Origin of the sequence: Kribbella steppae, from assembly GCF_004342025.1 — a bacterium.
GTDB classification, from domain to species: domain Bacteria; phylum Actinomycetota; class Actinomycetes; order Propionibacteriales; family Kribbellaceae; genus Kribbella; species Kribbella steppae.
On record NZ_SLWN01000003.1, the window covers coordinates 135,604 to 160,474 of the forward strand.

Genomic DNA, 24,871 nt, shown 5'->3' on the forward strand with positions numbered 1-24,871 from the left:
CGCGGCTCGCGGTTGAGGTGCGGGGCTTGAGTGGCGTGGGGAGGATGGTGGAGTGATTACGATCGAGCAGGCCGGGCGACTACGCAAGGCCGGGGTGCTGTGGGTGCCCGCGGCGGGGGATCGTTTCGTCGTACCGGACCGGGACATGGACGGCGACGTGTTCGTGGTGAGCGACATGACCGTCGAGGTGCACGACTACCAGGGCACCAAGGTGATCGGCTTCAACGGCACCACCGAGTGGGCCCTGGACAGCATCGAGCAGCGTGAGGTGATCTGGCTCCCGCGCGAGGAACAGCTCCGTGCTCTCCTCGGCGAGCACTTCCGCACCCTCGAGGCAGTCGCCGGCACCTACCGGGTCGAGCTGACGAACAGCACCCACATCGCCCCCGATGCCGAACAGGCGTACGCTCAGGCCGTTATCCACCTCCTCGGCGCCTGAAACCGGCCGCCGAGGCACTCATCGGGACGTCGTGGGCCTGCCAGCCCAACGTCCAGTGCCTTCAGCGCGGTGTCGTGGGCCGCCAGTACTGCTTCTTCTCCTTGTCCTTCACGGTGTAGCCGAGCTTCGTCACCTCGTCGCGAAGCTCCCGCAGATCTGCCTTTCCCTTGTCACCCTGGTCGAAGGCCTTCGACCGCGCCTTCAGCAGCGCGTTGACGGTCGGCGGCAGCTCCGGCTCGTCCGGCACCCAGCGGCGGAACCGATCGGCGTGCGGATCACCGCCCTCCGACCACGGATACCCGTGGGCCCGGAACGCCGCCGGGATCTGCTTGGCCTCGGACTTCAGCTGATCGTGCTTCTCCCGGGCCAGTTCCCGCGAGCTCGAGTCCTGCAGCACGATCTCCTTGCCGTCCAGGAACGCGACCGCCACCTTCTCCCGCGGCACCGTGACCGTCTTCTGGTTCTTCAGGAACTCCACCGACTGCCGGGTGACCGTCACCTTGAGCGTGTCCTCGAGCGCCATCGCCGCGAGCAGTACGCCGGCGAGCAGCCCGATCACGATGCAGATCACGCTGACCCACCACTCGTCCCAGCCCGCGATCAGCTTCAGCGGTCCCTGGAACGGCACCCACCCCAGCGTGCTCGCCCAGTCCGCGATCCGCGGCAGGAAGTAGCCGAGCACCAGCCCGAGCAGCGGGAGCCCGCCGAACAGGACGACCTTGTCCGTGGTCGAGTGCCCGATCACGCTGCGATTCTGGGTGTCCGTCGTCGAGCCCATGGCCTGAAGGTAGCGCGGCGGCGGGAAACTTTAGTATCGAATCACGACGACTGAGGGAGACGGGTGACGGACGGGATCTGGTTGCGGTTCGTGAGTGGTCCGGACATCGACTCGCTCGACGTGATGGACAAGGTGGTCGTCGACGACTGGCGCGAGGCGCAGTCCGGCCGGTTCGGGTCGCTGCGCCGGCACGTCGACAGCGGCCGGTTGTCGCCCGAGACCTTGTACGCCGAGCTCGGCGAGATCGTGGCCGGCCGGAAGCCGGGGCGGGAGAACGATGCCGAGCGCAACCTCTTCTGGCATCGGGGGTTGTCGTTGCTGGATGTCGCGATCGCCCATCTGATCCTGCGCAAGGCCGAGGCCGCCGACGTCGGCACGATGCTCCGGTTCCACTGACATGCTGATCACCCAGCCGTCGGACCTCGACCCGGCCAGTCCCGAGCCTGTCGAGCTCGCGTCCTCGCTGCTCGACCGCCTCGCCGGCATTCGGGCCGACCTGCTCCGCTCCCTCGCCACAGGTGACCCGGTCTACGGGGTGAACACCGGGATGGGTGCCCTGAGCAAGCGTCGCCTCACCGACGACGAACAGCGCGTGCACCAACGCAACCTGCTGCTGGGCCGAGCCGTCGGTGGACCCCCTTGGCTGCCGGCTGACGAAGCCCGGGCGGTGCTCATCGGCCGGCTCCGCACGTTCCTGACCGGTGATGCGGGCGTCTCCATCGAGCTGATCCAGCAGCTGGCCGACGTCATCAACAGCGGTCAGGTGCCCGCGATCCCCGCAGGTGGCGCCGGCTCGGCCGGCGAGATCATTCCGCTCGCCCACGCCTTCGGTCCACTGGCGGAGGTGTTCGAGCTCGGTCCCAAAGAGGGCATCGCTCTGCTCGCGGGCATTCCGGGCGCGACCGGGCGGGCGGCGCTACACGCCACGCGGACCCGACGGCTGGCAGACCACCTGACCGCGGTCGCCGCCGGGTCGATCGCCGTGATCGCGGCCAATCGCGATCCCTATCACCCGCTCACCGCTCGAGGCGACGATGTACTGGCGGCGGAGCTCACCCGCATCCGCGAGACTGCCGGCCCTGAGGACGAGCCGCGCTCGCTCCAAGCCCCTGTCTCGTTTCGCGTGGCAGGTCACGTCATCGCGCATGTCCGGCGATCACTCAGTCAGCTCGAAGGGGCGGTCGAGCGGGCGTTCACGGGTGTGACCGATTCGCCGGCGTACCTGGACGGCGAGTTCATCGGTACAGCGGGATTCCACGGGATCGACCTCGCCGCGCACTGCGATCACCTGACCGCGGCCCTCGCGCACGCGGCCGAGGTCTCCACGGCCCGCCTCCACCGCCTGCTCGACCCGGCTGTCACCGGCCTGCCCGCTCAGCTCGCGCACGAACCAGGCCCACAAGCAGGTCTGGTCGCCGTCCACAAGCGAGCCGTCGCCACCAGCCACGCCCTCCGTCGCCTGACGTTGCCATCAGCAACCAGTACGGCGGAGACCTCCAACGGTCAGGAGGACGTGCAGAGCTTCTCCTGGGAGGCAGTCGGCGGCCTTGCCGAAGCGATCCGCCTGACCCGCGAAGTCACGGCCTGCGAACTCCTCGCCGTTCACCAGGCCTTCGCCCTGTCCAAGCGCCCGATCCCGCCCGGACTGCAGGAACTGCTGCACGCCGTGGCGAGCGTCGTACCGCCGATCGAGGCTGACCGGCCGTTCGGCGAGGACCTGACCAGGTTGCTGGATTCGGTCCTCTAGCCCCCTGATCTGTCAGTGACCCCGGTCATGGGTTGATCGAAAAATCCAGCGCGACACGCGGGTGGTCGGAAGTCGCAAGTAGCTTGCGGTGGGTCTGTGTCGTTGGCCTGGGTGCGGGCGTGTGAATCTGAACGAAGACCTGACCCTGGCGGGGGTGTCTGGGGCTCAGTTGGATCCACTAGCCTGAGTCGGGTTTGGTCGGCGGAGATGGAGGAGTTCGTTGAAGCGGTTCGTGGTCCCGCCGACCTGGCCGTCGCCGCCCCGTCGTAGTTGGGTCCCGCCGAAGACATGGCGTCCTGATCCGTCCTGGCCACCGCCACCGGAGGGTTGGCGGTTCTGGGTCGACGGCAAGGGCAACGCCGTCCGCGGTCCGATCGGCCGGTACGCTGGCGCGTCCCGCAAGGCGATGTACGCCGGCATCGGCGGGATGGTGCTCCTTCTCGGAGTCAACTTCTGGGCCCTGTCCGCGATCGGTCTGTTCGGCGGCGACTCCGGCGGCTCGCAGGCCGTCCACGTTGTCGACGACAGTTCGCCGACCCCCTCGGCGACTCCGACGGTCGTACCGCCGAAGGCCACCCAGCCGACCTCGGCGCCGCCGCCGGTGCAGAAGACCACGGTGACGCCGACCCGGAAGCCGACGCCCAAGCCGACGAAGACGCGCACCACCGAGAGGGAGACGGCGGAGCGGTCCGAGTCGACGCCGACCAGGACGCCGAAGCCGACGAGGACGACCAGTCCGCCGCGACCCAGCACGACGCCGCCGACTCGTGAAGAACTTCTCCGGCAGTACTGCATCCAGCAGGGCTGGGACCCTGAGTGGTGCGACCCGGACAACTGGCCGGAGGACCCGGCCGACGACCCCCGCAACGAAGAGCCCTGATCCCAACGACCCGGTTGGGTTGACAGGGCGGAGCTCTGCGCGCATCGTTAACCATATGGTTTCAAAACCAGATGGTTACAGAAGATGCCCGATCAGCTGAGCGGCGTGTTCGCGGCGCTGGCCGATCCGACCCGGCGCGCGATCCTGCGGCAGTTGCGCGACGGTGACGCGACCGTCGCCGAGCTCGCGGCGCCGTACGCGATGTCGCAGCCCGCTGTCTCCAAGCATCTGAAGGTGCTGGAGCAGGCCGGTCTGATCAGCCGGAGCCGGCGCGCGACCGCACGGCTGAGTCACCTCGAGGCGGAACCGCTGCGCGAGGCCGTCGGCTGGCTCATGGACTACCGCGCGTACTGGGCCGAGAGCTTCGACCGCCTGGACGACTTGCTCGACGAACTGAGGGACGCGACATGACGGAACTGATGCCACGCCTCCGGCGCGGCGGGTCATGGGGCTTTGACTCCCGGCCTTCCCTCGTCTCTCCAGTCGCTACGCTCCCTCCGTTCCTCAGTCCAGGCCGGGAGGCCCCATGACCGGCATGCAGGTCATCGCGGAGCCCGGCGTACCGCAGGTCATCATCACTCGGCGTTTCAACGCACCACGCGAGCTGCTGTTCCGCGCGTACACCGATCCGGCGTTGCTTCCGCGGTGGCTCGGACCGGCCGGGCTCACGCTGACCGTGAACCAGCTGGACCCGCGGCACGGCGGTCGCTGGCGCTGGACGCATTACGACGCCGACGGGAAGGGCTATGTCTTCCACGGCCTGTACCACGGAACGCCGTCGCCAGAGCGGATCGTGCAGACGTACGAGTTCGACCAGCAGCCGGGCGTCGTCTACCTGAACATCATCACCTTCGACGAGGCCGACGGGGTGACCACGCTCCGGCAGAACACCGTCTTCCACGCGGTCGAGGACCGCGACCTGTACGTCGAGACCGGTATGGAGCACGGCATCCGCGCCTCGATGCAGCAACTCGACGACCTCGTCATCGAACTGTCAAAGGAGGCACCAGCATGATGCTGACCGGAAAGCACGCGATCGTGTACGGCGCGGCCGGCCCGATCGGAAGTGCCGTCGCCAAATCCTTCGCGGTCGAAGGAGCAATCGTCCACCTGGCCGGCCGGACGCAGAAGACCCTGGACCAGGTGGCGGACGAGATCCGTGCCGCGGGCGGGCAGGCCGAGACGGGCGTGGTGGACGCGCTCGACGAGAAGTCCGTGGACGAACACGCCGAGAAGGTCGGCCGGATCGACATCTCGTTCAACCTGATCGGGCACACGCAGTTCTTCGGCACACCCCTGGTCGAGATGTCGCTCGAGGACTTCGAGTTGCCGGTGGCAACGGCTTTGCGGACCTTCTACCTCACCTCACGCGCGGCCGCCCGGCAGATGATCAAGCAGGGCTCCGGCGTCATCCTGACCTTCGGCGGGTACGGCGACCCGATGGCGAACCTCGGTGGATTCCAGGTCGGCTTCGGCGCGGTCGAGGCGCTCCGGCGCAGCCTGGCCTGCGAACTCGGCCCCCACGGGATCCGCGTCCTCACCTTGCAGACCGCCGGCATCCCCGAGTCGAACCCGGACACCTACCCGGAAGACCTCCGCCGCGCACTCGAAAAGGACACCGCCGCCCGCACCATGCTCAAACGAGCCGCCACCCTGTCCGACGTCGGAGCCGTCGCCGTCTTTGCCGCCTCCGACCAGGCCCGCGCGCTCACCGGCACCGCCCTCAACCTCACCGTCGGCGCGGTCGTCAACTGAGGAAGTCGATCGTGCGGTCGTGCTTGGCCGCGACGGCGGCCTGGTAGACGGGCCAGGCGATCGCCAGGTCCTGCCAGGGCAGACCGACAGGTGCGTAGACGGTGACCTGATCATCCGACTCGCGGCCGGCCTTGGCGCCAGTCAGCACCTGGGTCAACGTGGCGTGGGCGTCGTCGGCGCCGAGCCGGGCGTTCCCGAGAGCACCCATCTGCACCGCGAGCTCGATGTCGTCGACCACAACCCGAGCCTTGCGCAGCAGATCCTCGGCCAACTCCACCTTTCCCGGCTCATCGGCGCCCAATGTGGTGAGCTGCTGTCCGGGCCTCGCATCCGCCGCCGAGAGCAGCGCCTGCCGGGACCAGGTAGCCAGTACGACGATGTCCGCACGGGCAGCCACCTCCGCCGGACTGCTCACAGTAGCACCGGGAATCCCTTGCGCAGCGAGGAAATCGGACGCTCGGACCGGATCGAGGTCATGGATCACGAGGCTGGTCAGGCCACGTAGTTCGGCCAGCCCGCGAATCACCATAGCCGCCTGCACTCCCGCGCCGATGACTCCGACGGTGGACGAGGCCGGTGTGGACAGGGCGTCGGTGGCGAGGGCTGCGGCGAGGCCTGTACGCCACGAGGTGATCGTGGCTGAGTCCATCACCGCGAGCAACGAACCGTCGGTGAGGTCGTGCAGGCAGACGACACCACGCAAGGCAGGCGAGGCCGCTGGGAACTTGGCGTTCACCTTCACTGTGTAGGCGGGCACGCCCGGGATGACTCCGGGCAGCAGGGCGGTCGCCGTACCCGGGCCTGGGAGGTCGGTGCGAATGCGGAGTGGCTCGGTCTCGGCGGGATGCTGGAAGCCGGTGCGCAATGCCGCTAAGACTGCGGGTGGGTCGAGCAGGTCGAGGATGTCGGAGCGGGTGAGGAGCAGGGTCATCAGACGACGTTCCACTCGGCGCGTGCGGTGTTCAGGTGGAAGCGACGGGCGTGGAGTGGACTGATGTCGACGAAGGGTTCGCGACCTAGATACAGGTCGCGAATGATCTCGCCGACGGCCGGGCCCTGGAGGAATCCATGGCCCGAGAACCCGGTGGCGTAAAGGAATCTGGACACGCCGTCGGCCTCGCCGATCAAGGCGTTGTGGTCCGGGGTCACCTCGTAGAGGCCGGCCCAGCCGCCGGTCAGGCCGACATCGAGCAAGGAAGGTGCGCGGTGTTCCATCGCCTCGGTGAGGCGGGGGAGCCAGGTGTCGGTGCGGTTCAGATGGAAGCCTGGCTGTTCGTTGGGGTCCGACATTCCGATGAGCAGGCCAGGGCCTTCGCGGTGGAAGTAGAAGGTACTGGTGAAGTCGATCGTCATTGGCAGGCCGGACGGGAGATCGGCGATCGCATCGGTCACGACGATCTGCCGCCGCAGCGGTGTGACCGGGAGGTCGACTCCGACCAGGTCGCCCAGATGAGCGGACCAGGCGCCGGCCGCACAGATCACTGTGCCGGCCCGGACATCACCGCGACTGGTCCGGACTGTGCGGATCTGGTTGCCCTCGGCCTCGATACCGACGACCTCGCACCCGGTGACCAGGGTGGCGCCGAGTCGGCGCGCGGCCGTGGCGTACCCGAGTACGACGGACTCCGGCGTACAGTGACCGTCCGCCGGGGAGAAGCAGGCGCCGGCCAGGCCTTCCGCCGAGACGATCGGTGCGAGCGCGATGGCCTCGTCGACATCGAGCATGCGGGTCGGCTGCCCGGCCGCGTTCTGCAAGCGGGTGCTCTCGCGGAACAGCTCGACCTGGTCCGGTGTCTCGAGCAGGAACAGGTAGCCGACCCGGTGCAGGTCGATCTCCTGGCCGGGGCGTTCGCCGAAGCGGGCGAAGGCTTCCAGGCTGCGGGCGCCGAGCGCGATGTTCAGCTCGTCGGAGAAGTTCGCGCGGACGCCGCCGGCCGCCTTCGAGGTCGAGCCCGAGCCGAGCTCGTCGCGTTCCAGCAGCAGGACGCGTTCCACGCCCGCCTCGGCGAGGTGGAACGCGATGCTTGTGCCCATCACCCCGCCGCCGACGATCACCACGTCGGCGGCGTCCGGCAGCCTCGCCGCCATCAGGGCAGCTGGAACGAGAGGTCGGCCGCGACCGTCCCGGTGTCCATCTGTGCTTTCTGCAGCTTGCCCGAGTAGTCCCAGTTCATCGACTGCCAGCGGGTGAACTGGTCCAGCACCCAGACGCCGCTCTGCCGGGAACCGTTGCCGGACTTGCCGTTCCCGCCGAACGGCAGGTGTGCCTCGGCGCCGGACGTCGAGTTGTTCACACTCACCATGCCGGCCGAGATCCCCTGCGCGAACCGGAACGCCTTGTTCGGGTCGGTGGTGTAGATCGAGCTGGACAGGCCGTACCCAGACTTGTTGCCAAGGGCAATCGCTTCGTCCAGGTCGTGGTACGTCGCGACGCTCACGATCGGCCCGAAGGTCTCGTTCAGGAACAACTCGTCGTCCGGCCGGACCCCGGCGACGATCACCGGGTGGTAGAACAGTCCGGCCGCGGGGTCGCCGACGAAACCCTTCCGCGGGTTCTCGGCGCTGACCCGGCCGGTCGCGCCGATGACCCGGTGGTGCGGGCCGATCCAGTGCAGCGACTTCTCGAATCCGGCCGCGAACTTCTCGTCCAGCAGCGGCCCGAACAGCACGTCCTGGGTCGGATCACCCATCGCCGCGTCCGCGACCGCCCGGCCGAACCGATCCAGGAACTCGTCGTGCACCGACCGATGGACGATCGCCGTACCGAGGGACGTGCACCGCTGACCCGCCGTACCGAAGCCGGAGAACAGGGCACCCTCGACGGCGAGGTCGAGATCGGCGTCCTCGGTGATGATCATCGGGTTCTTACCGCCGAGCTCCAGACACGGGGTCTGCAGGTGACGACCGCACAGCTCGCCGATCCGGGTGCCGACCTCACTCGATCCGGTGAAGCCGACCTTGTTGACCAGGCCGGCCTGGAGCGCCTGCTCGAGACCGGTGAAGGTGTCCGGCCCGTCGGCGTACACGACGTTGAAGACCCCGGCCGGTACGCCGGAGTGCGCGAAGATCTCGTAGAACGCGTCGGACACCACGGCCGAGTACTCCGCCGGCTTCCAGACGACTGTGTTGCCGCACAGCAGCGCCGGCACGATGTACCAGGACGGTACGGCGACCGGGAAGTTGCCGGCCGTGATCACCGCGACGGTGCCGACCGGGCGGCGGAACGTGAACAGCTGCTTGTCCGGCATCTCGGACGGGACCGTCTGACCGTAGAGCCGGCGGCCCTCGCCGATGAAGAAGTCGCAGGTGTCGATGATCTCCTGCACCTCGCCGCGCGCCTCCGCGATCGGCTTGCCGATCTCGCGGGTGACCAGGGCGGCGAGCCGTTCCTTGTTGGCGGTCATCAGCCGGCCGACGTTTGCGATGACCTGACCGCGCTGCGGTGCCGGCGTCGCGGCCCAGGCCGGCTGGGCAGTGCGGGCCGCCTCGGCGGCCCGGACGAACACCTCTGGTCCCGCGCTGCCGACCGTCCCCACGACATCGCTCAGCTGAGCCGGGTTGGTCGACGACGTACGCCGTACCCCCTCCGCGACTCGCTCACCGGCCACGACCGACAGAACCTCAACCGCCATGCGCATCCCCTTCCTGGTCTGAACCCCACCCTAAGCGCGGGGCGGCAGCTTGCGGTCGGGGTAGAGATCGGGGATCGGGATGGGCATCCGCCACAGGTGCATGTGCGGGTGGATGAGGCCGTGACGGACGGCGACGTACCGCAGCATGCGGAGCGGGCCGGCGATCAGGATGAAGGCCAGCGGCAACTCGACCAGGAAGGCGCTGAGCAGGGCCTGGGTGAGGTCACCGCCGCGCCGGCCGCAGGATCAGATCCCGCCGCTCGGCCGGCGTCAGCGCCGCGATCTCATCGTCGGTCAGAGTCACCGTCCCAGTATCCCTCGTCCCTTGTGACTGCATTCACAAGCCGGTAGAGTGTGTGCCGGAGCAACTGTCGATGAGGACAGATGAGGTGTGGGCATGACCCAGCGAAAGCCACCGGGCATGAAGACTCAGGACTGGGTCGAAGCCCAGATCCAGCAGGCTCAGAAGGCGGGCGAGTTCGACGACCTCGCCGGTGCCGGGAAGCCACTGCAGCTGGCGGAGTCACACGATCCGGACTGGTGGGTGAAGGACTTCATCCGCCGGGAGAAGATCGACACCGGGGCACTGCTGCCGCCCGCGGTCCAGCTGCGCAAGGAGAAGCAGAAGGTCCAGGAGACGGTCGCCCGGATGCGCCGTGAGTCCGAGGTGCGCGACTACCTCGCCGACCTGAACCAGCGGATCCTGGTCAGCATCCGCGACACCACCGGACCGGTCGTCCCGGTCGGCACGGTCGACGAGGAGGAGATCCTCGAGCACTGGCGCGCGAACCGCCCCGAGCCGACCCGTGCGAACGAGGCAAGCTCGCCGGAGACGCCGCCCAAGAAATCCTTCTGGCAGAAGCTGTTCAGCTGAGCAGTTCGCGGGCAGCCGTCGCGATCTCCCGCTCGCTGACCAGGACGGAGTGAGCGGCCGCGCCCAGTGGCACGTAGGAGTCGTGGCTGGCGACCCGGGCCAGCCGGCCGGTGTACCCGTAGTCGATCAGGGTGGCCAGGACACCTTCGGAGACACCGCCGGAGCGACGGGTCTCGTCGACGACCAGCACCCGCCCGGTTGCGGTTGCCTCACGCAACAAGTCCTCGACCGGCAGTGGCGCGAGCCAGCGCAGGTCGAGCACCCGGATGCCGGGCACTCTGGCCGCCACCCGGAGGCTCATAGGGACACCGTTGCCGAAGGTGACGATGGTCAGTCCGGTCCCGTCGCCGTACGTCCGGCCACGCCCGATCGGCACCGGTTCAGTCGCGTACGACGTCAGCCACGCGTCGTCCCCGTCCTCGTACAGGTCCCGCCGGTGGTAGAGCGCGATCGGCTCCAGGAAGACGCTGACCGTCCCGGACGAGCGGGCGGCCGCCGCGCAGGTGTGCAGCATCGCGGCCGCGTCGTCGGGCCGGGATGGTGACGCGATCACGATGCCCGGGATGTCGCGCAGTACGCCGATCGCGTCGTCGTTGTGGAAGTGGCCGCCGAACCCCTTCTGGTAGCCGTAGCCGGCGATCCGCAGCACCATCGGATTCGAGTACTGCTCCTGCGAGAAGAACTTCAGCGACGCCGCCTCGCCGCGCAGCTGATCCTCGGCGTTGTGCAGGTACGCGAGGTACTGGATCTCCGGGATCGGCAGCAATCCGGACACCCCGGCGCCCAGGGCCAGTCCGAGGATCGACTGCTCGTCCAGCAAGGTGTCGAACACCCGTGCCGGTCCGAACGCCTTCTGCAGTCCGCGGGTCACGCCGTACACGCCGCCCTTGCGGCCGACGTCCTCCCCGAACACCATCGCCTCCGGGTACGACGCGAGTACGTCGGCCAGTGCGCGGTTGATCGACTGGCTCAGGGTCAGCCGATCCGTCGTCGTACTGCGCTCGGGGAGCGATTCTGCGACGCTCGATGGATCAGGGAAGCGCAGCGGTGCGGCAACGGCTTCCGCTGTCGACAGTTGTGGCAATCCCGCGACCTCGGCCGCGATCCGCATCACTTCGGACCGCTTGTCCTCGTACAGCTCGATCACGTCATCGGGCGTGTAGCCGGCTCCGAGCAGCAATCGCGCCGTACCGAGCAGCGGATCGAGCTCCTCGTCGGCGGCCAGTTCGGCGGGGGAGCGATAGGCCGCCTCTACGTCCGATCCGGCGTGACCGAGCAGCCGGACCGTCCGGAGCCGGAGGAACGCCGGCCGCCGGTTGCGCCGGACGAACGTCGCGGCTTCCGTTGCCATCGAGAACGCGGCGGCGGCATCGGTGCCGTCGGCATCGAAGTACCGCAGGCCGGGACGCTGACCGTACGCCTGCCGGATCCAGCCCTCCGGCGTCCGCACGCTGATCCCGATGCCGTTGTCCTCGCAGACCAGCAGCAGCGGCATCGGCAGCCCCTGGTACGACGCGTGCAGGGTGGCGTTGATCGCGCCGGTCGCGGTCGAGTGGTTCGCCGAGGCGTCGCCGAAGCTGGTCACCACGATCGCGTCCTGCGGCCACGGCGACGGTACGCCGAGCTTCGCCGACCGCGAGATCGAGAACGCGACGCCCATCGCCCGCGGCAAGTGGGATGCAATTGTCGACGTCTGCGGGATGATCGCCAGGTCGTGCCGGCCGAAGACCTTGTGCCGGCCGCCCGCGATCGGTTCGGCAGTGGCCGCGGCGACGCCGAGCAGGATGTCGCGCAGCCCTTCCTTCGAGCCGCACTGCTCGGCGCGGGCGAGGTAGAAGGCGCCGGACCGGTAGTGCAGCAGGGCCGGGTCAGTGGGCTGCAGCGCAGCGGCGACGGCGGCGTTGCCCTCGTGGCCGGCCGATCCGATCGTGTAGAAACCCTGACCTTGCGACTGCATCCACCGCGCGGCCAGGTCGGCGTGCCGGCTGCCGAGCTGAGCGTCGTACAGGCTGCGCAGCACGTCCTCCGGCAGGTCGCCCGGCGTCGGCTTCAGCGCACGGACGCGGTCGGCGAACCGCTCGTCGACGCTGTTCACGGCCTGGCGCCCGCGGTCTCAGAGCCCGCAGTCGAACCCGTCGTCGTTCGGGTTCGCGTCGGCCAGGACGTCCAGGATTCTGCTCGCGCGGCGAAGGTCCTCATCTGATACATGATCGGCGAAGAACGTCGACACCACAGCCTCGACCACAGGTTGGGCAGCCGCGAGTGCGTCCCGCCCGGCCGCAGTGAGCTCGGCCCAGGTGGCCCGGCGGTCCTCCGGGGTGTTCCGGCGGACGACCCAGCCGTCCTTGTCCTCGAGCTTGCCGATGAGCCGGGTGCAGCCGCTGCGGGAGATCATCAGCTGCTCCGCCAGCGGCGCCATCCGCAGCCGGCCACCGGCCTGGTCGAGGATCCGCAGCACCTCGTGCTCGAAGTACCCCATCTTCAGCCGGGATCGCAGCGTGTTGTCGAGATGCGTGAACAGCAGCGTGTCCGCGCGGTACATCGCTCGCCAGGCACCGAGCTGATCGGTGCTCATCGTCGTCGGCATGGTGAGAGTGTACGACGCTGGGTGCGCATCGCAACAGTTGACACGTGAACTGTTTGTCTGTGTATGCTCAGCGGGACGACCTAGGGGAGGATCACGTGAGCTGGAAGGCAGTTCAACCGCTGCGGCATCGGGAGTACCGGCTGCTGTGGACCGGGTTGGCTGTCGCTCTGCTCGGCAGCGGGCTGTGGCTGGTCGCGCTGGCCTGGCAGGTGATCGAGCTCGGCGGCGGGCCGGTCCAGTTGTCCGTGGTGACGACGGCGTACAGCATCGGCCTGGTCGTCTGCGTGCTGTTCGGCGGGATCGCGGCCGACCGGTTGTCGCAGCGCAGCGTGATCATCACGGCGGACATCGTGCGGGGTCTGGTGCTGCTGGTCGTCGCCGGTTTTGCGCTGTCCGAACTGCTGGAGATCTGGCACCTCGCTGCCGCCGCGGTCCTGATCGGAGCCGGTGAAGCCTTCCTCATTCCGGCCTACACGGCTCTCGTGCCGAAGCTCTTGCCGCCCGAGCAGTTGCTGGCGGCGAACGGTCTCGAGGGCACGCTGCGGCCGCTGGCCCAGCAGGCCACCGGGCCGGCGCTGGGTGGTCTGGCGATCGCGGCGATGTCACCGGGAGTCGCCATCCTGGTGACGGCCCTGACCTACCTCTTCTCGGCCGGGTGCGTGCTCGCGATGCGGGTGCCGTCCAGCGGGTTCGAGCCGGTCGAGCCGGGTGATGTCGAGGACGTCGAACCGCGGCCCGCGAAGCAGTCGATCCTCGGTGACCTGCGCGAAGGCTGGCGCTACGTACGACGGACCCGTTGGCTGCTCGCGTCACTGCTGTTCGGCACGGTGTTCGTGCTGCTGATCCTGGGACCACTCGAGGTGCTGCTGCCGTTCGCCGTCCGGGATCAGCTCGGTGGTGGGCCGGGTGACTTCGGCCTTGTGCTGGCGGCGTTCGGGATCGGCGGGGCAGCCGGTGCGTTGCTCATTTCGTCGCGGAGTCTGCCGCGGCGGTATCTGACCGTGATGACGCTGCTGTGGGGTGTCGGGTCACTGCCGATCGTGGTGCTCGGGTTCGCCCACGACCTGTGGATGATGATGGCCGGTGCGGCCGTGGTCGGTGTGACCAGCTCGGCGGCGATGGTGATCTGGGGGACGCTGCTGCAGCGCCGGGTGCCGGACCACCTGCGTGGGCGTATCGCCAGCCTGGACTTCTTCGTCTCGCTGCTGCTGATGCCGGTGTCGATGGCGCTGGCCGGCCCGGCGGGCGCCGTACTGGGGCTGACGACGGTGTTCATCATCGCCGGGGTCGGGCCTGCACTGGTGTCGCTCCTGGTCGTGTTCTTCGGCCGGATGCCGTCGGACGAGATCGCGAACCCGCTCGACCAGGCGGAGCCGGTGCCAAGCGTTGCCTGAACCGGTTGAGGTCGGGTACCGGTGAAACATGCGATGGATTCGACTGCGGGCGCTGCTCACGGCCAACCTCGTGCTGTTCGTGCTGTTCCTGGTCGGACTGCTGCTCACCGGGCACGCGCACGAGAACGCTGAGCTGGCCGATCACGGGCAGCCGCCGCAGAGCCTGGGGCAGTACGTCGTCTCGTCGTCCTTCGGCGAGGCGGTGTTCGAGAACTGGGAGTCCGAGTTCCTGCAGATGGGCATGTACGTCCTGCTCACCGCATACCTGGTGCAGAAGGGGTCGGCGGAGTCCCGGCCGCTCGAGGAGGCCGCCCCGCAAGACGAGGATCCGCGCAACCACCGGACCGATCGGGAAGCGCCCTGGCCGGTCCGGCATGGGTCGGCGGCGCTGCTGAAGTTGTACGAGAACTCGCTCGCGATCGCCTTCGGCCTGGTGTTCCTGCTGTCGTTCTGGCTGCACGCCGTCACAGGTGCGGCGGCGTACAGCGAGGAGCAGGGGCTGCACGGTGCTGAAGCCGTGAGCACCTGGGGGTATGTGCAGACCTCGCAGTTCTGGTACGAGTCGTTCCAGAACTGGCAGAGCGAGTTCCTCGCGGTCGCCGCGATCGTCGGCGGTTCGATCTACCTGCGCCAGCGTCGATCGGCCCAGTCGAAGCCCGTCCACGCCCCACATTCGGACACCGGCGCCTGATTGGGCGCGCTCCTGGGTGGGAACGGTCGGAAGGGGCCGTTCGTTCTGGGGATAGGTGTGTGGTGTGGGGCGGGTACACGTGAGGTGTGTCGTGGGTGAGTTCCGGTGAGGCGGCCGTCCCCGCTGATGCGTCGGATGGCCATCGCGGGTGCGCTCGGCGTCGGCACGACCGGCGTGCTCGCTGGGGTGTTGCTGCTGGGTCCGCTGGCCGCGTCGATCCTGCTGCTCGTGGTGTTCGCGCTGGTCTGGCCGCTGGCCGCGGTAGTCCGGCACGTTACGGACGATGCGCCGTACGAATCCGCTGTGATCGTCGCGGGGGCCGCGGCCGCTGGAGTGCTGTGCCTGCCGGGGCTGGTGCGTTTGCTGGCCTGGGGTGCGGCCGGGTTGGCGGTGGCGCTGGTCGTCGCCGGGCTGTTCGTGTTGATCGACCTGGTGACGCCTGAGCGCCGGCCGCGCCCGTCGCGTCATCAGCGCAAGCTCGCGCAGTTGAAGGACGCGGAGCTGCAGGAGGACGAGCAGCTCATCGCCTCGCTCAAGTGCCCGCTCAGTATCGAGGAGCTCTGCGGCGTCTGGACCGAGACCGCCACCACGCTCGCCCAGGGCGCGGGGGCGCGCGACCGGCAGGCAGTGGCCGAGGTACGGCGGATCTGCCTCGACGAGTTCGAGCGTCGCAACCCCGACGGCTTCCACCGTTGGCTGGACGCCGGCGCCCCGGCCAACCCGAGCAGGTACCTGCTTCCTACGCCTGGCGATGAGGGCCGTCGTACGGGATGAGCTGGTCAGGCGCCGAGCACGCCCTTGAGGAGTGTCGAGATGCCGCCGATCAGGGCGAGGAGCAGGACGAGGAGCCGAGCCCGGTGTTCGGGGACTCGACCGGCGAGTGCCTTGCCGATGAAGGCGCCGGCGGTCAGGCCTGCGGCTGCCGCGGCCCAGGTGCCGCCGTTGAGCCGGGGTACGCCGTTCGTCGCGACGGAGAAGATGTTGACGACGACGCCGTAGCAGAGCGCGTTCGGGACGAACTCACGGATCGTCCAGCCCGCGTTGACGGCGTACAGGGACACCGGCGGGCCACCGAGGCCCGCCGACGCGTTCATGAAACCGCCGGCCGCGCCCGCACCGAGCGCGCCTTTCAGTCCGCTGAGGGCGTGCACCCGGACGCCGCGCATGATCACGAGGACTGCGATCGTGACCAGGGCGCCCATGGTGATGAGGAGGGCGGACTCGGGCAGATGGTTCGAGAACCAGGTGCCGAGCGGGACCGTGCACGCGGACGCGAGGATCAGCGGGACCATCGCCCTCAGCCGGACGAGGTGCCAGCCACTCGTCAACCCGACCAGGCAGATGACACCGGCCGCACAGTTGGCGAGGGCGACCCCGTCACTCGGCCCGAGCAGCAGCACCAGCGCCGGTACGGCGACCAGCGCAAAACCCATGCCGGTCAGCCATTGCACCGACGCACCGAGCAGAACGACGCCGCCGAGCAGGAGCTCGGCGCTCACCGTGGACCCGTGTGAGTGGTGCGATGGATCTGGAGCTCGGTGCTGCTGCCGTCCGCGAATGTCACCTGCACGAGCGGCGACTATAGCGAAGAACGGTGCCCGGTCAGGCAGCCTTCTTCCTGGTGGACGCCTTCTTGGCGGTGGTCTTTTTCGCCGCCGACTTCTTCGCCGTCTTCTTGGCAGTCGTCTTCTTGGCGGGTGACTTCGCCGGTGACTTCTTGGTGGTGCGGGACTTGCGGGCCGCTTCCACGCTGGCGCGCAGTGCCGAGACCAGGTCGGTCGGAGTCGTTGCCTCCGGCTCCTCCTCGGTGAAGACGACCTCCTTGCCCTTGCGCTTGGTCTCGACCAGCTTCTTCACCCGTTCGGTGTAGGTGTCCTTGTAGGCGCTGGGCTTCCATTCGCCGCTCATCGCCTCGATCAGGTCGGCCGCCATCGACAGTTGCTTGCCGGCACTCGACTTCGCCGGCAGATCGTCCAGTTCCTTGGCCGGGTCGCGGATCTCGTCGGCGAAGAACATCGTCTCCAGCACCAGAACCTTGTCCTGGGCCCGGATGGTGGCCAGGTACTCCTTGCCGCGCATCACGAACTTGGCGATCCCGGCCCGGTTGGTCTTCTTCAGCGCGTCCCGCATCAGTGCGTACGACGACGCGTTGTCGCCGTCCTTCGGCCCGAGGTAGTAGCTCTTCTGGTAGTAGATCGGGTCGATCTCGTCCAGATCGACGAAGGTGGAGATCTCCAGCGATCGGGACTTGCCCGGGGCGATGTTGTCCAGCTCGTCGGGCTCGATGATGACGTACTCACCGCCGCCGATGTCGTGACCCTTCACGATCTTCTCGTAGTCGACCTCGCGGCCGGTGCGTTCGTTCACCCGCTTGTACCGGATCCGGTCCGACGTCCCCTTCTGGAACTGGTGGAAGTCGACCTCGTGCTCCTCGGTCGCGCTGTACAGCCCGACCGGCACCGAGACCAGCCCGAAGTTGATGTACCCGCTCCAGATCGACCGCGCCATGGCCGACTCCTCTCCACGTGCTCAGGCCGGTACCCAGGTCAGAGGCGGTTGTACCGCTTCCGTGCCTCCCGGCTCTCCTTCTGTGCGTCCCGGGCGGCCCGGCGCGCGTCGTCGAGCTCCGCGCCCAGCCGCCGTACCAGCTCCTGGGCGTCGGCGAGGGCCTCGCGCGCGTCGTCGAGCTGGTTGTCGAGGTCCTCGACCGTCGCCTCGGCCGCCTGGGCCGCCGAGACCGCGTCCTCGAACGCCTTCTTGGCCTTGGTCTTCTCCGCGGCCTCGCGTTCTTCCTGCTCTCGCTCGGCCTTCTCCCGCTTGCTGCGGGTGGCCGCCGACTCTTCCTCCTCCGCCGCGGTCTCCGCCTTGCGGCGCTGACGAGCCCTCTGCCGGCGCTCGTCGGTCAGCTGGGTGACGTTGGTGGGCTCACCGCTCTCGTCGACGACACCGAAACCGACGTGCCGCAGGGCGCTGCTCAGCCGGCCTTCGCGGACGGCGTCGCCCGCGGCCGGGTCCACCAAGGCCGCGTCGAGGGTCTCGCGCAGCTTCTGGCCGACATCGGCGCTGACCTTCTGGCCTTGCTGTTCGGACAGCTTGGTGGCGGCCTTGGCCACCTGGTCGAGCAGCTTGTGCCGCTTCGGGGTCAGGTCACGCAGCCGGTCGCCGTCCAGGTCCGCGGTCGCCTCGCGGAACTCGTCCCCGAGCGCCAGCAGGTCGTCCAGCTCGTCCGGCAGCTCCCGCGCGACCAGGTTCGTCACCCAGGCGGCGACGGTCGGCTTGCGCATCGCCTTCAACCGGGTCGATCCCAGCTGATCGCCGTCCGACTTCAGCTGTTTCGCCAGCTCGTTGCGAGTAGCAATGAAGTCCGCGGCCGACGCCGCATACAACGCATCAGCCGCCTCCTCGAAGTCCACCCTACCGACGCTACCGGAACTCACCCTCGCACAGAACCACCCCAGCGCGCGGGGGTATTTGCGCTGGGGTGGCGTCCAGTTGCTCTGCCTACTTCTTGAAGGCGTCCTTCGCCTTCTCGCCGGCCTGCTTCAGGGCGGCCACGGACTCTTCGGTCTCGCCCTCGGCCTGCAGATCGCGGTTGTCGGTCGCGTCGCCGGTCTTCGCCTTGATCTTGCCCTTGGCTTCCTCAGCGGCGTTCTTCATCTTGTCTCCGATACCCATCGGTTTTCTCCTTCGTGGGCCGGTTGCTGTCGGCCCTCGGGTGCCCCCCAGTTCCGGGGTCCATGCATGCGGGGCGGGTATCGGTCGGTATGCGGTTACGACGCAGTGATCCGGACGGTCCTGGCCTCACCCGGCGGGGGCACGGGCGCGGATTCGCCTATCTCGATGCCGACGGCAAACGGGTGACCGACCAGGACACGCTGGACCGGATCCGGACGCTCGCCATCCCGCCGGCCTGGAAAGACCTCTGGATCTGCCCGTACCCGAACGGTCATCTCCAGGCGACCGGCACCGACGACGCCGGGCGCCGGCAGTACCTGTACCACGGCGACTGGCGCACCACCCAGGACGCCGACAAACACGATCGGGTACGACGGCTGGCCCGCAAACTCCCAGCGTTCCGGGAAGCGGTAGATCGGGATCTGTGCCGCAAGGGGCTCGTCCGCGAACGGGTGCTCGCAGTCGCGCTGCGGATGCTCGACTACGGCGTCTTCCGAACCGGTAACTCGCAGTACGCTGAAGAACACGGCAGTCGCGGCGCCGCGACCCTGCTGCGTGATGACGTGCGTGTCCGCAAGGGCAAACTGGTCTTCGACTTCGTCGCCAAGGGCGGCGTCGACCGGGTGATCGAGCTGGACGACAACCGCCTGGTCGACGCGGTCTCCGCACTCAAACGCACCCGCCACGGCGAGCCACAGTTGCTGGTCTACCGGGATCGCGACGGGTATCACGAGATCGACGCGACCATGATCAACGAGCGCTTCCAGGAGTTGGTCGGTGACGACTTCACCGTTAAGGACCTCCGCACCTGGACCGCCACCGTGCACGCCGCAGTGGACCTGGCTCAAGCGGACCCGCCAATCACCAAGAAGGCCCTCAACGCCGCAGTGAAGGACATGCTCGCCGAGGTCGCCGATCACCTCGGCAACACCCCGGCGGTGGCCAGGTCGTCGTACGTCGATCCGCGCGTCGTCACGCAGTACGAGGAGGGCCGCACGATTGCGTCGGCCGTCAGCCGGCACGGCGACGACCTGAACGACGAGGACACCCGCGCGGCCTTGGAGCGCTCGGTGGCGAGGTTGCTTACGGAGGGGTGAATGGGGTACAGGGCGCGCGATGTGAAAGGAGCAGATAATGCCTGCAGGATCGAGCCCGAAGCGTGAGCGGCAGTACGAGCACATCAAGGCCGGGCTGAAGAAGAGCGGCCGGAGCGAGGGCACCGCGGAAGAAATCGCGGCCCGCACGGTCAACAAGGAGCGTGCCCGCTCCGGCGAGGCCAAGCAGAAGAGCCGCTCGTCCATCCAGGACATCTCGTCCAGCCGGCGCGGCGGTCTGCGCTCCCACAGCGGCTCCAAGGGCCGCACCAAGGAACAGCTCTACAACGAGGCCAAGCAGAAGAACGTCAAGGGCCGCTCGAAGATGAGCAAAGCCCAGCTGGCCAAGGCTGTCGGCCGATAACGTGCAACGGATCGACGCAACCCCCTTGGGTGACGAGGAGTTACAAGGCCTTGATGCGTACTGGCGGGCCGCCAACTACCTGTCCGTGGGTCAGATCTACCTGCTCGCAAACCCGTTGCTGAAGGAGCCTTTGCGAGCCGAGCACATCAAGCCTCGGCTGCTCGGCCATTGGGGTACGACGCCCGGACTCAACCTGATCTACGCGCACCTGAACCGGGTGATCCGGCAACGGCAGCGTCAGCTGATGTACGTGATCGGGCCCGGCCATGGCGGTCCGGCGATCGTGGCCAACACCTGGCTCGAGGGGAGCTGGACGGCGGAGTACCCGAACACCACGCAGGACGAGCTGGGGATGACCAGACTGTTCAAGCAGTTCTCGTTCCCTGGTGGCATCCCCAGTCACGTGGCAGCCGACGTGCCCGGATCGATCAACGAGGGCGGCGAGTTGGGTTACTCGCTGAGTCACGCGTACGGCGCCGCCGCCGACAACCCGGATCTCGTCGTCGCGTGTGTGGTCGGCGACGGTGAGGCGGAGACCGGGCCGCTCGCGACGTCGTGGCACTCGAACAAGTTCCTCGATCCGGTCCGCGACGGCGCGGTGCTGCCGATCCTGCATCTCAACGGCTACAAGATCGCCAACCCTGCCCTGCTCGCCCGGATCGGCGACGAGGAGCTGACCGCGTTGCTGCAGGGGTACGGCCACGAGCCGTATCTTGTGGAGGGCTCGGACCCAGCGACCGTGCATCAGGCGCTGGCCGCGGCGCTGGACGTCTGTATGGACCGGATCGACGAGATCCAGCTCGAAGCACGATCGGCTCCCGAGCGGCCGCCGCGCGCTGCCTGGCCGATGATCGTGCTGAAGACGCCGAAGGGCTGGACGGGGCCGCATACGGTCGACGACCAGCCGGTGGAGGACACCTGGCGATCACATCAGGTGCCGCTGTCCGGCGTACGGACGAACGAGGACCACCTGCGGCAGTTGGAGTCCTGGCTGCGCAGCTACCGGCCGGAGGAGTTGTTCGACGAGGCGGGCCGGCCGGTCGAGCGGTTGCTCGAGCTGGCGCCCGGGCCGGAGCTTCGGATGGGGTCGAGTCCGCACGCGAACGGCGGGCTGCTGACGCGTGACCTGGAACTGCCGCCGGTCGAGGAGTACGCCGTACCGGTGAAGCGGCCGGGGGCGGAGGACAGTGAGCCGACGAAGGTGTTCGCGGCCTATCTGCGTGACGCCTTCGCACTGAATGCCGACTATCACAATCTCCGGCTGTTCGGTCCGGACGAGACCGAGTCGAACCGGTTGAACGCGGTCTACGAGGTGACCGGCAAGGCGTGGCTGGCGGAAGAGCGGGCCACCGACGAACATCTCGCGCCGGACGGCCGAGTGCTGGAGATCCTGAGTGAACACACCTGCCAGGGTTGGTTGGAGGGATACCTGCTCACCGGCAGGCACGGGCTGTTCTCGTCGTACGAGGCGTTCGTGCACATCGTCGACTCGATGGTGAACCAGCACGCGAAGTGGCTGAAGACGGTCAACCGGCTCGACTGGCGGCGGCCGGTCCCGTCGCTGAACTACCTGCTCACCTCACATGTCTGGCGCCAGGACCACAACGGGTTCTCGCACCAGGATCCCGGGTTCATCGACCACGTGGTGAACAAGAAGGCCGAGGTCGTCCGGGTCTACCTGCCGCCGGATGCGAACACCTTGCTGTCGACGATGGACCATTGCCTGCGGACCCGGAACTACGTCAACGTCGTTGTCGCAGGCAAGCAACCGCAGCCGAGCTGGCTGGACTGGGAATCGGCTGCGTTGCATTGCGCCCGCGGGATCGGCGTCTGGGATTTCGCCAGCAACGACGAGGGTGATCCGGATGTGGTAATGGCATGCGCGGGCGACGTACCGACGCTGGAGACGATGGCCGCGGTCGACCTGCTGCGCGAACACCTTCCTGGCTTGAAGATCCGGGTGGTCAACGTGGTCGACCTGATGCGGTTGCAGGACGCGACCGAGCACCCGCACGGGCTGTCGGATGCGGAGTTCGACGCGTTGTTCACCACCGACAAGCCGGTGATCTTCGCGTATCACGGGTATCCGTGGCTGATCCACCGGTTGATGTACCGGCGGCACGGCCACGACAACCTGCACGTCCGCGGTTACATCGAGGAGGGGACGACGACCACACCTTTCGACATGGTGGTGCTGAACAACCTGGATCGGTTCCACCTGGCGATGGACGTGATCGACCGGGTGCCGTCGCTGCGAACGCGAGCGGTGACGACCCGGCAGTACCTCGCCGACCAACGGGTCCGGCATCACGCCCATGTCACCAGGTACGGCGAGGACCTTCCGGAGGTCCGTGAGTGGCGATGGCCCTCCTGATCGTCAGCGGCGCCCGGAAGCTACTTCGCTGAGCCCTGTTCCGCGAGTTGGGTGTCCGCGAGTTGACTGCGGAGGCGGTCGAGGATGCCGCGGAGCAGGCGGGAAACCTGCATCTGGCTGACGCCGAGCTCGTTGCCGATCTCCTCCTGGGTCAGGCCGTTGCGGAAACGCAGTTCGAGGATGCGCTTGTCGCGGTCGCCCAGCGAGGCGACGGCCGGCGTCAGGGTGTGCACGTTCTCGACCAGCTCGTAGCCGTCCTCGGCGTCGGCGACCGTGTCGAGCAGATTGGTGCCGCCGTCGACCGTGCCGGGTGCGTCCAGCGACAGCGTGGTGAAGCACCCGCGCACCGATGTGGCCTCGACCACTTCTTCGGCATCGGTGCCGAGCGCCGCGGCCGTCTCCTCGTCGGTGGGGAGATGACCGAGACGCTGGGTGAGCTCGGGTTCGGCGGCGGCGATGGAGCCCTGCATCTCCTGGACCCGGCGCGGTGGCCGGACGGTCCAGGCGCAGTCGCGGAAGTACCGCTTCAGCTCGCCTCTGATCGTTGGTACGGCGTACGACAGGAAGGCCGTGGAGGCGTCCAGGCGGTAACCGTTGGCAGCCTTGACCAGACCGAGGTAGGCGACCTGCTCGAGGTCGTCGGGGTCCACCCCCTTGCTGCGGTAGCGCGAAGCGATCGACCGGGCCACTGGCGCGTTCAGGATGACGACCTCGTCGAGGAGTTCCTGGTGGCGCGGGTCCGGGGTGCTGTCGGCCTCGATCAGCAGGTCGTGGGTGGTGTCGGCGATGCGCTGCTTCGAATCGGCAGTACTGACAGGTGCGATCGTCACAGTGAGAAACCTCGTCGTGTGTCGTCGTCGTCCTGCGGCGTGGCGTCAAGGCTGAACCACTTACCTCCACCAGATCAAACTCGGCCGCCGCTTTCAACCCCCCGGGTGTTACAGGTGTTTGAATGGGGAACCGGCCGACCGTGAGCAATTTCACCGGCGCGTCGCAATGGGTGCCGCCCGACGGCGGTCTGAAGAAGCTCCTGGCGGCCTTGCCCGAGTGCCGCGGTTGCGACCTGTACGAGGACGCCGATCGCGTCGTACCGGGGGAGGGTCCGGCGCGGGCCCGGATGATGTTGATCGGTGAACAACCAGGGGACGTGGAGGACAAGGAAGGACATGTCTTCGTCGGGCCGGCCGGACGCCTGCTGGACAAGGCGTTGGCGGAAGCGGGGATCGAGCGCTCGGAGGTGTTCCTGACCAACGCTGTCAAGCACTTCCGCTTCGAACGACAGGGCAAGCGGCGGATTCACAAGACACCGGCGGCCGGTCACATCAAAGCCTGTCACCCCTGGCTGGATCGCGAGCTGGAGATCGTGAAGCCTTCGCTGGTGGTGGTTCTCGGCGCCGTCGCGGCTCGGGCGGTGTTCGGAACCGGGTTCAAAGTCACGGAACAACGCGGTCTGGCACAGGAACTGCCGGACGGCCGGGCGGCGATCGCGACGGTCCACCCGTCGGCCGTGGTCCGGTCGCGGGAGTACCGCCGCGACTTCACCCTCTTCGTGAACGACCTCCGCGCCGCACTCGCCCTCCTGAAGTGAACGCGGAGGCCGTGGTCTCAGAGTCGCCTGCGCAGCTCCGGTAGCACCTCGGTGCGGTACAGGTTCAGCATGTCGATCGAGTGCGGGCCCATGTTCGCCACGTAGATCTCGTCGAAACCCGCGTCGATGTACGGCTTGAACGCGTCCACGTGTGCGTCCGCCTTCGACCCGGCGGTGACCGACTGCGCGGTCGACTCCTTGGTCACCAGTTCGCTCGCTTGTTCGAAGTGCCGCGGCGACGGCAGCACCTGCGCCAGCTCACCGGGCAGACCCGAGTTGCGCCAGATCCGGTGTGCCTGCTCGATGCCCTCTTCCTCGGTCGGTGCGTAGCTGACCTTGAACCCGGCCTGCGCCGGCTTGTCGCCGCCGCCGTTGTCCCGGAACCGCTTCAGCAGTTCGGCATCCGGAGACGTGGTGATGAACCCGTCCGCGATCCGCGCCGCGACATCCGTCGCCTCCGGTCCGAACCCGGACATGTAGATCGGCAGCGGCGTGTCCGGCCGGGTGTAGATCCGGGCGGTGTCGACCGTGTAGTGCTTGCCATGGTGCGTGACGAACCCGTCCTCGGTCCACAGCCGCCGCATGATCTCGACGGCTTCCTCGATCATCTCCAGCCGTACGTCGACCGTCGGCCAGACGCTGCCGAGGATGTGCTCGTTGAGCGCCTCTCCGGTCCCGACACCGAGCGTGAATCGCCCGTTCAGCAGGACCGCGCTGGTCGCGGCGGCCTGGGCGATGATCGCCGGATGGATCCGCACGGTCGGACAGGTGACCGCGGTGGTGATCGGCAGTTCGCAGACCTGGGAGATCGCCCCGATGGTGGACCAGACGAACGGACTCTCACCCTGCTCGTCGTTCCAGGGATGGAAATGGTCACTGATCCAGAGACTGTCGAACCCGGCCTCCTCGGCCAACCGCGCCTGCTCGATCAGCTGGGCCGGCGTGTATTCCTCACTGGACAGGAAGTACCCGATCTTCACGTCGTCTCCCGAGCGTTTG

Annotated in this window: 28 protein-coding genes; 15 read left to right on the plus strand and 13 right to left on the minus strand. The window is 68.0% G+C overall.

Going from position 1 to position 24,871, the window contains the following annotated elements:
- The first annotated feature begins 52 nt into the window (after nt 1-52).
- Complete coding sequence (locus EV652_RS09290) at nt 53-439, plus strand: pilus assembly protein CpaE (RefSeq protein ID WP_132208629.1); 387 nt, start codon at nt 53-55, stop codon at nt 437-439.
- Between the two features lie 61 nt (nt 440-500).
- Here the strand turns inward: EV652_RS09290 and EV652_RS09295 are convergent, their stop codons facing one another.
- Nucleotides 501-1,217: a YqeB family protein gene (locus EV652_RS09295; RefSeq protein ID WP_132208630.1), complete on the minus strand. Its 717-nt coding sequence runs from the start codon at nt 1,215-1,217 to the stop codon at nt 501-503.
- Between the two features lie 63 nt (nt 1,218-1,280).
- Between EV652_RS09295 and EV652_RS09300 the strand changes: the two genes are divergently transcribed.
- From EV652_RS09300 to EV652_RS09325, 6 genes are all read left to right on the plus strand, one after another.
- On the plus strand, nt 1,281-1,613 hold the full coding sequence (locus EV652_RS09300; protein WP_242001664.1) for a hypothetical protein: 333 nt from the start codon (nt 1,281-1,283) through the stop codon (nt 1,611-1,613).
- Nucleotide 1,614: 1 nt separating this feature from the next.
- Entirely contained in the window at nt 1,615-2,964 is a 1,350-nt protein-coding gene (locus EV652_RS09305) for an aromatic amino acid lyase (protein WP_132208631.1), read from the plus strand.
- Nucleotides 2,965-3,184: 220 nt separating this feature from the next.
- On the plus strand, nt 3,185-3,844 hold the full coding sequence (locus tag EV652_RS09310; RefSeq protein WP_132208632.1) for a hypothetical protein: 660 nt from the start codon (nt 3,185-3,187) through the stop codon (nt 3,842-3,844).
- 84 nt (nt 3,845-3,928) lie between these two features.
- Entirely contained in the window at nt 3,929-4,255 is a 327-nt protein-coding gene (locus EV652_RS09315; protein WP_132208633.1) for an ArsR/SmtB family transcription factor, read from the plus strand.
- A gap of 115 nt (nt 4,256-4,370) precedes the next feature.
- Nucleotides 4,371-4,859, plus strand: a complete 489-nt coding sequence (locus EV652_RS09320) for an SRPBCC family protein (protein ID WP_132208634.1) — start codon at nt 4,371-4,373, stop codon at nt 4,857-4,859.
- Nucleotides 4,856-5,599 (plus strand): SDR family NAD(P)-dependent oxidoreductase, encoded by a 744-nt coding sequence (locus tag EV652_RS09325; protein WP_132208635.1) that lies wholly within the window; start codon nt 4,856-4,858, stop codon nt 5,597-5,599. Before EV652_RS09320 ends, EV652_RS09325 begins: the two co-directional genes overlap by 4 nt.
- Here EV652_RS09325 and EV652_RS09330 read toward each other — a convergent pair.
- From EV652_RS09330 to EV652_RS44005, 4 genes are read right to left on the minus strand one after another with little or no spacing between them, the layout of a single operon-like run.
- Nucleotides 5,592-6,530 (minus strand): ornithine cyclodeaminase family protein, encoded by a 939-nt coding sequence (locus EV652_RS09330; RefSeq protein WP_132208636.1) that lies wholly within the window; start codon nt 6,528-6,530, stop codon nt 5,592-5,594. The genes EV652_RS09325 and EV652_RS09330 overlap by 8 nt on opposite strands.
- Nucleotides 6,530-7,687: an NAD(P)/FAD-dependent oxidoreductase gene (locus EV652_RS09335; protein WP_132208637.1), complete on the minus strand. Its 1,158-nt coding sequence runs from the start codon at nt 7,685-7,687 to the stop codon at nt 6,530-6,532. The genes EV652_RS09330 and EV652_RS09335 overlap by 1 nt, the downstream gene beginning before the upstream one ends.
- Nucleotides 7,687-9,231 (minus strand): aldehyde dehydrogenase family protein, encoded by a 1,545-nt coding sequence (locus tag EV652_RS09340; RefSeq protein ID WP_132208638.1) that lies wholly within the window; start codon nt 9,229-9,231, stop codon nt 7,687-7,689. The genes EV652_RS09335 and EV652_RS09340 overlap by 1 nt, the downstream gene beginning before the upstream one ends.
- Before the next feature lie 30 nt (nt 9,232-9,261).
- A complete protein-coding gene (locus EV652_RS44005) occupies nt 9,262-9,417 on the minus strand; it encodes a hypothetical protein (RefSeq protein ID WP_158441132.1) in 156 nt (51 codons plus the stop codon).
- Nucleotides 9,418-9,628: 211 nt separating this feature from the next.
- On the opposite strand from EV652_RS44005, the gene EV652_RS09345 reads away from it, so the two are divergent.
- A complete protein-coding gene (locus EV652_RS09345) occupies nt 9,629-10,105 on the plus strand; it encodes a DnaJ family domain-containing protein (RefSeq protein WP_132208639.1) in 477 nt (158 codons plus the stop codon).
- Here the strand turns inward: EV652_RS09345 and EV652_RS09350 are convergent.
- Both EV652_RS09350 and EV652_RS09355 read right to left on the minus strand, forming a co-directional pair.
- Nucleotides 10,098-12,200 (minus strand): thiamine pyrophosphate-dependent enzyme, encoded by a 2,103-nt coding sequence (locus EV652_RS09350; protein ID WP_132208640.1) that lies wholly within the window; start codon nt 12,198-12,200, stop codon nt 10,098-10,100. The two genes, EV652_RS09345 and EV652_RS09350, sit on opposite strands and share 8 nt — an antisense overlap.
- A gap of 18 nt (nt 12,201-12,218) precedes the next feature.
- Complete coding sequence (locus tag EV652_RS09355; protein ID WP_132208641.1) at nt 12,219-12,692, minus strand: MarR family winged helix-turn-helix transcriptional regulator; 474 nt, start codon at nt 12,690-12,692, stop codon at nt 12,219-12,221.
- 95 nt (nt 12,693-12,787) lie between these two features.
- On the opposite strand from EV652_RS09355, the gene EV652_RS09360 reads away from it, so the two are divergent.
- From EV652_RS09360 to EV652_RS09370, 3 genes are all read left to right on the plus strand, one after another.
- Entirely contained in the window at nt 12,788-14,086 is a 1,299-nt protein-coding gene (locus EV652_RS09360; RefSeq protein ID WP_132208642.1) for an MFS transporter, read from the plus strand.
- Nucleotides 14,087-14,114: 28 nt separating this feature from the next.
- Nucleotides 14,115-14,777, plus strand: a complete 663-nt coding sequence (locus EV652_RS09365; RefSeq protein WP_132208643.1) for a DUF6766 family protein — start codon at nt 14,115-14,117, stop codon at nt 14,775-14,777.
- Nucleotides 14,778-14,882: 105 nt separating this feature from the next.
- Nucleotides 14,883-15,551 carry a hypothetical protein gene (locus EV652_RS09370; protein WP_242001665.1) on the plus strand — a complete coding sequence of 223 codons (669 nt, stop codon included), beginning with the start codon at nt 14,883-14,885 and terminating at the stop codon, nt 15,549-15,551.
- Between the two features lie 5 nt (nt 15,552-15,556).
- Here the strand turns inward: EV652_RS09370 and EV652_RS09375 are convergent, their stop codons facing one another.
- The 4 genes from EV652_RS09375 to EV652_RS09390 all read right to left on the minus strand — a co-directional run bounded on the left by EV652_RS09375 (nt 15,557) and on the right by EV652_RS09390 (nt 18,452).
- Nucleotides 15,557-16,276 (minus strand): sulfite exporter TauE/SafE family protein, encoded by a 720-nt coding sequence (locus EV652_RS09375; protein WP_132208644.1) that lies wholly within the window; start codon nt 16,274-16,276, stop codon nt 15,557-15,559.
- A 103-nt stretch (nt 16,277-16,379) separates the two neighbouring features.
- A complete protein-coding gene (gene ku, locus EV652_RS09380) occupies nt 16,380-17,285 on the minus strand; it encodes a non-homologous end joining protein Ku (protein ID WP_132208645.1) in 906 nt (301 codons plus the stop codon).
- 38 nt (nt 17,286-17,323) lie between these two features.
- Nucleotides 17,324-18,190: a hypothetical protein gene (locus EV652_RS09385; protein ID WP_132208646.1), complete on the minus strand. Its 867-nt coding sequence runs from the start codon at nt 18,188-18,190 to the stop codon at nt 17,324-17,326.
- Between the two features lie 88 nt (nt 18,191-18,278).
- Nucleotides 18,279-18,452, minus strand: a complete 174-nt coding sequence (locus EV652_RS09390) for a CsbD family protein (protein WP_132208647.1) — start codon at nt 18,450-18,452, stop codon at nt 18,279-18,281.
- Between the two features lie 89 nt (nt 18,453-18,541).
- Here EV652_RS09390 and EV652_RS09395 point away from each other — a divergent pair, with 89 nt between their 5' ends.
- From EV652_RS09395 to EV652_RS09405, 3 genes are read left to right on the plus strand one after another with little or no spacing between them, the layout of a single operon-like run.
- Nucleotides 18,542-19,549, plus strand: a complete 1,008-nt coding sequence (locus EV652_RS09395) for a DNA topoisomerase IB (RefSeq protein WP_132208648.1) — start codon at nt 18,542-18,544, stop codon at nt 19,547-19,549.
- Between the two features lie 37 nt (nt 19,550-19,586).
- On the plus strand, nt 19,587-19,910 hold the full coding sequence (locus tag EV652_RS09400) for a plasmid stabilization protein (protein WP_132208649.1): 324 nt from the start codon (nt 19,587-19,589) through the stop codon (nt 19,908-19,910).
- Nucleotide 19,911: 1 nt separating this feature from the next.
- Nucleotides 19,912-22,284, plus strand: coding sequence for a phosphoketolase family protein (locus tag EV652_RS09405; protein WP_132208650.1), 2,373 nt, complete (start codon nt 19,912-19,914; stop codon nt 22,282-22,284).
- A gap of 20 nt (nt 22,285-22,304) precedes the next feature.
- On the opposite strand, the gene EV652_RS09410 is transcribed toward EV652_RS09405, so the two are convergent.
- Nucleotides 22,305-23,114 (minus strand): sigma-70 family RNA polymerase sigma factor, encoded by an 810-nt coding sequence (locus EV652_RS09410; RefSeq protein WP_132208651.1) that lies wholly within the window; start codon nt 23,112-23,114, stop codon nt 22,305-22,307.
- 122 nt (nt 23,115-23,236) lie between these two features.
- Between EV652_RS09410 and EV652_RS09415 the strand changes: the two genes are divergently transcribed.
- A complete protein-coding gene (locus EV652_RS09415; protein ID WP_132208652.1) occupies nt 23,237-23,872 on the plus strand; it encodes a UdgX family uracil-DNA binding protein in 636 nt (211 codons plus the stop codon).
- Between the two features lie 17 nt (nt 23,873-23,889).
- On the opposite strand, the gene EV652_RS09420 is transcribed toward EV652_RS09415, so the two are convergent.
- Nucleotides 23,890-24,852, minus strand: coding sequence for a TIGR03557 family F420-dependent LLM class oxidoreductase (locus EV652_RS09420; protein ID WP_132208653.1), 963 nt, complete (start codon nt 24,850-24,852; stop codon nt 23,890-23,892).
- Nucleotides 24,853-24,871 lie beyond the last annotated feature (19 nt).

Coding starts and splice junctions, on each gene's coding strand:
- EV652_RS09395 (WP_132208648.1), top strand. CDS start 18,542: ATGCGGTTACGACGCAGTGATCCGGACGGTCCTGGCCTCACCCGGCGG.
- EV652_RS09400 (WP_132208649.1), top strand. CDS start 19,587: ATGCCTGCAGGATCGAGCCCGAAGCGTGAGCGGCAGTACGAGCACATC.
- EV652_RS09295 (WP_132208630.1), bottom strand. CDS start 1,217: ATGGGCTCGACGACGGACACCCAGAATCGCAGCGTGATCGGGCACTCG.
- EV652_RS09335 (WP_132208637.1), bottom strand. CDS start 7,687: ATGGCGGCGAGGCTGCCGGACGCCGCCGACGTGGTGATCGTCGGCGGC.
- EV652_RS09305 (WP_132208631.1), top strand. CDS start 1,615: ATGCTGATCACCCAGCCGTCGGACCTCGACCCGGCCAGTCCCGAGCCT.
- EV652_RS09320 (WP_132208634.1), top strand. CDS start 4,371: ATGACCGGCATGCAGGTCATCGCGGAGCCCGGCGTACCGCAGGTCATC.
- EV652_RS09365 (WP_132208643.1), top strand. CDS start 14,115: ATGCGATGGATTCGACTGCGGGCGCTGCTCACGGCCAACCTCGTGCTG.
- EV652_RS09325 (WP_132208635.1), top strand. CDS start 4,856: ATGATGCTGACCGGAAAGCACGCGATCGTGTACGGCGCGGCCGGCCCG.
- EV652_RS09330 (WP_132208636.1), bottom strand. CDS start 6,530: ATGACCCTGCTCCTCACCCGCTCCGACATCCTCGACCTGCTCGACCCA.
- EV652_RS09390 (WP_132208647.1), bottom strand. CDS start 18,452: ATGGGTATCGGAGACAAGATGAAGAACGCCGCTGAGGAAGCCAAGGGC.
- EV652_RS09340 (WP_132208638.1), bottom strand. CDS start 9,231: ATGGCGGTTGAGGTTCTGTCGGTCGTGGCCGGTGAGCGAGTCGCGGAG.
- EV652_RS09345 (WP_132208639.1), top strand. CDS start 9,629: ATGACCCAGCGAAAGCCACCGGGCATGAAGACTCAGGACTGGGTCGAA.
- EV652_RS09315 (WP_132208633.1), top strand. CDS start 3,929: ATGCCCGATCAGCTGAGCGGCGTGTTCGCGGCGCTGGCCGATCCGACC.
- EV652_RS09355 (WP_132208641.1), bottom strand. CDS start 12,692: ATGCCGACGACGATGAGCACCGATCAGCTCGGTGCCTGGCGAGCGATG.
- EV652_RS09415 (WP_132208652.1), top strand. CDS start 23,237: ATGGGGAACCGGCCGACCGTGAGCAATTTCACCGGCGCGTCGCAATGG.
- ku (WP_132208645.1), bottom strand. CDS start 17,285: ATGGCGCGGTCGATCTGGAGCGGGTACATCAACTTCGGGCTGGTCTCG.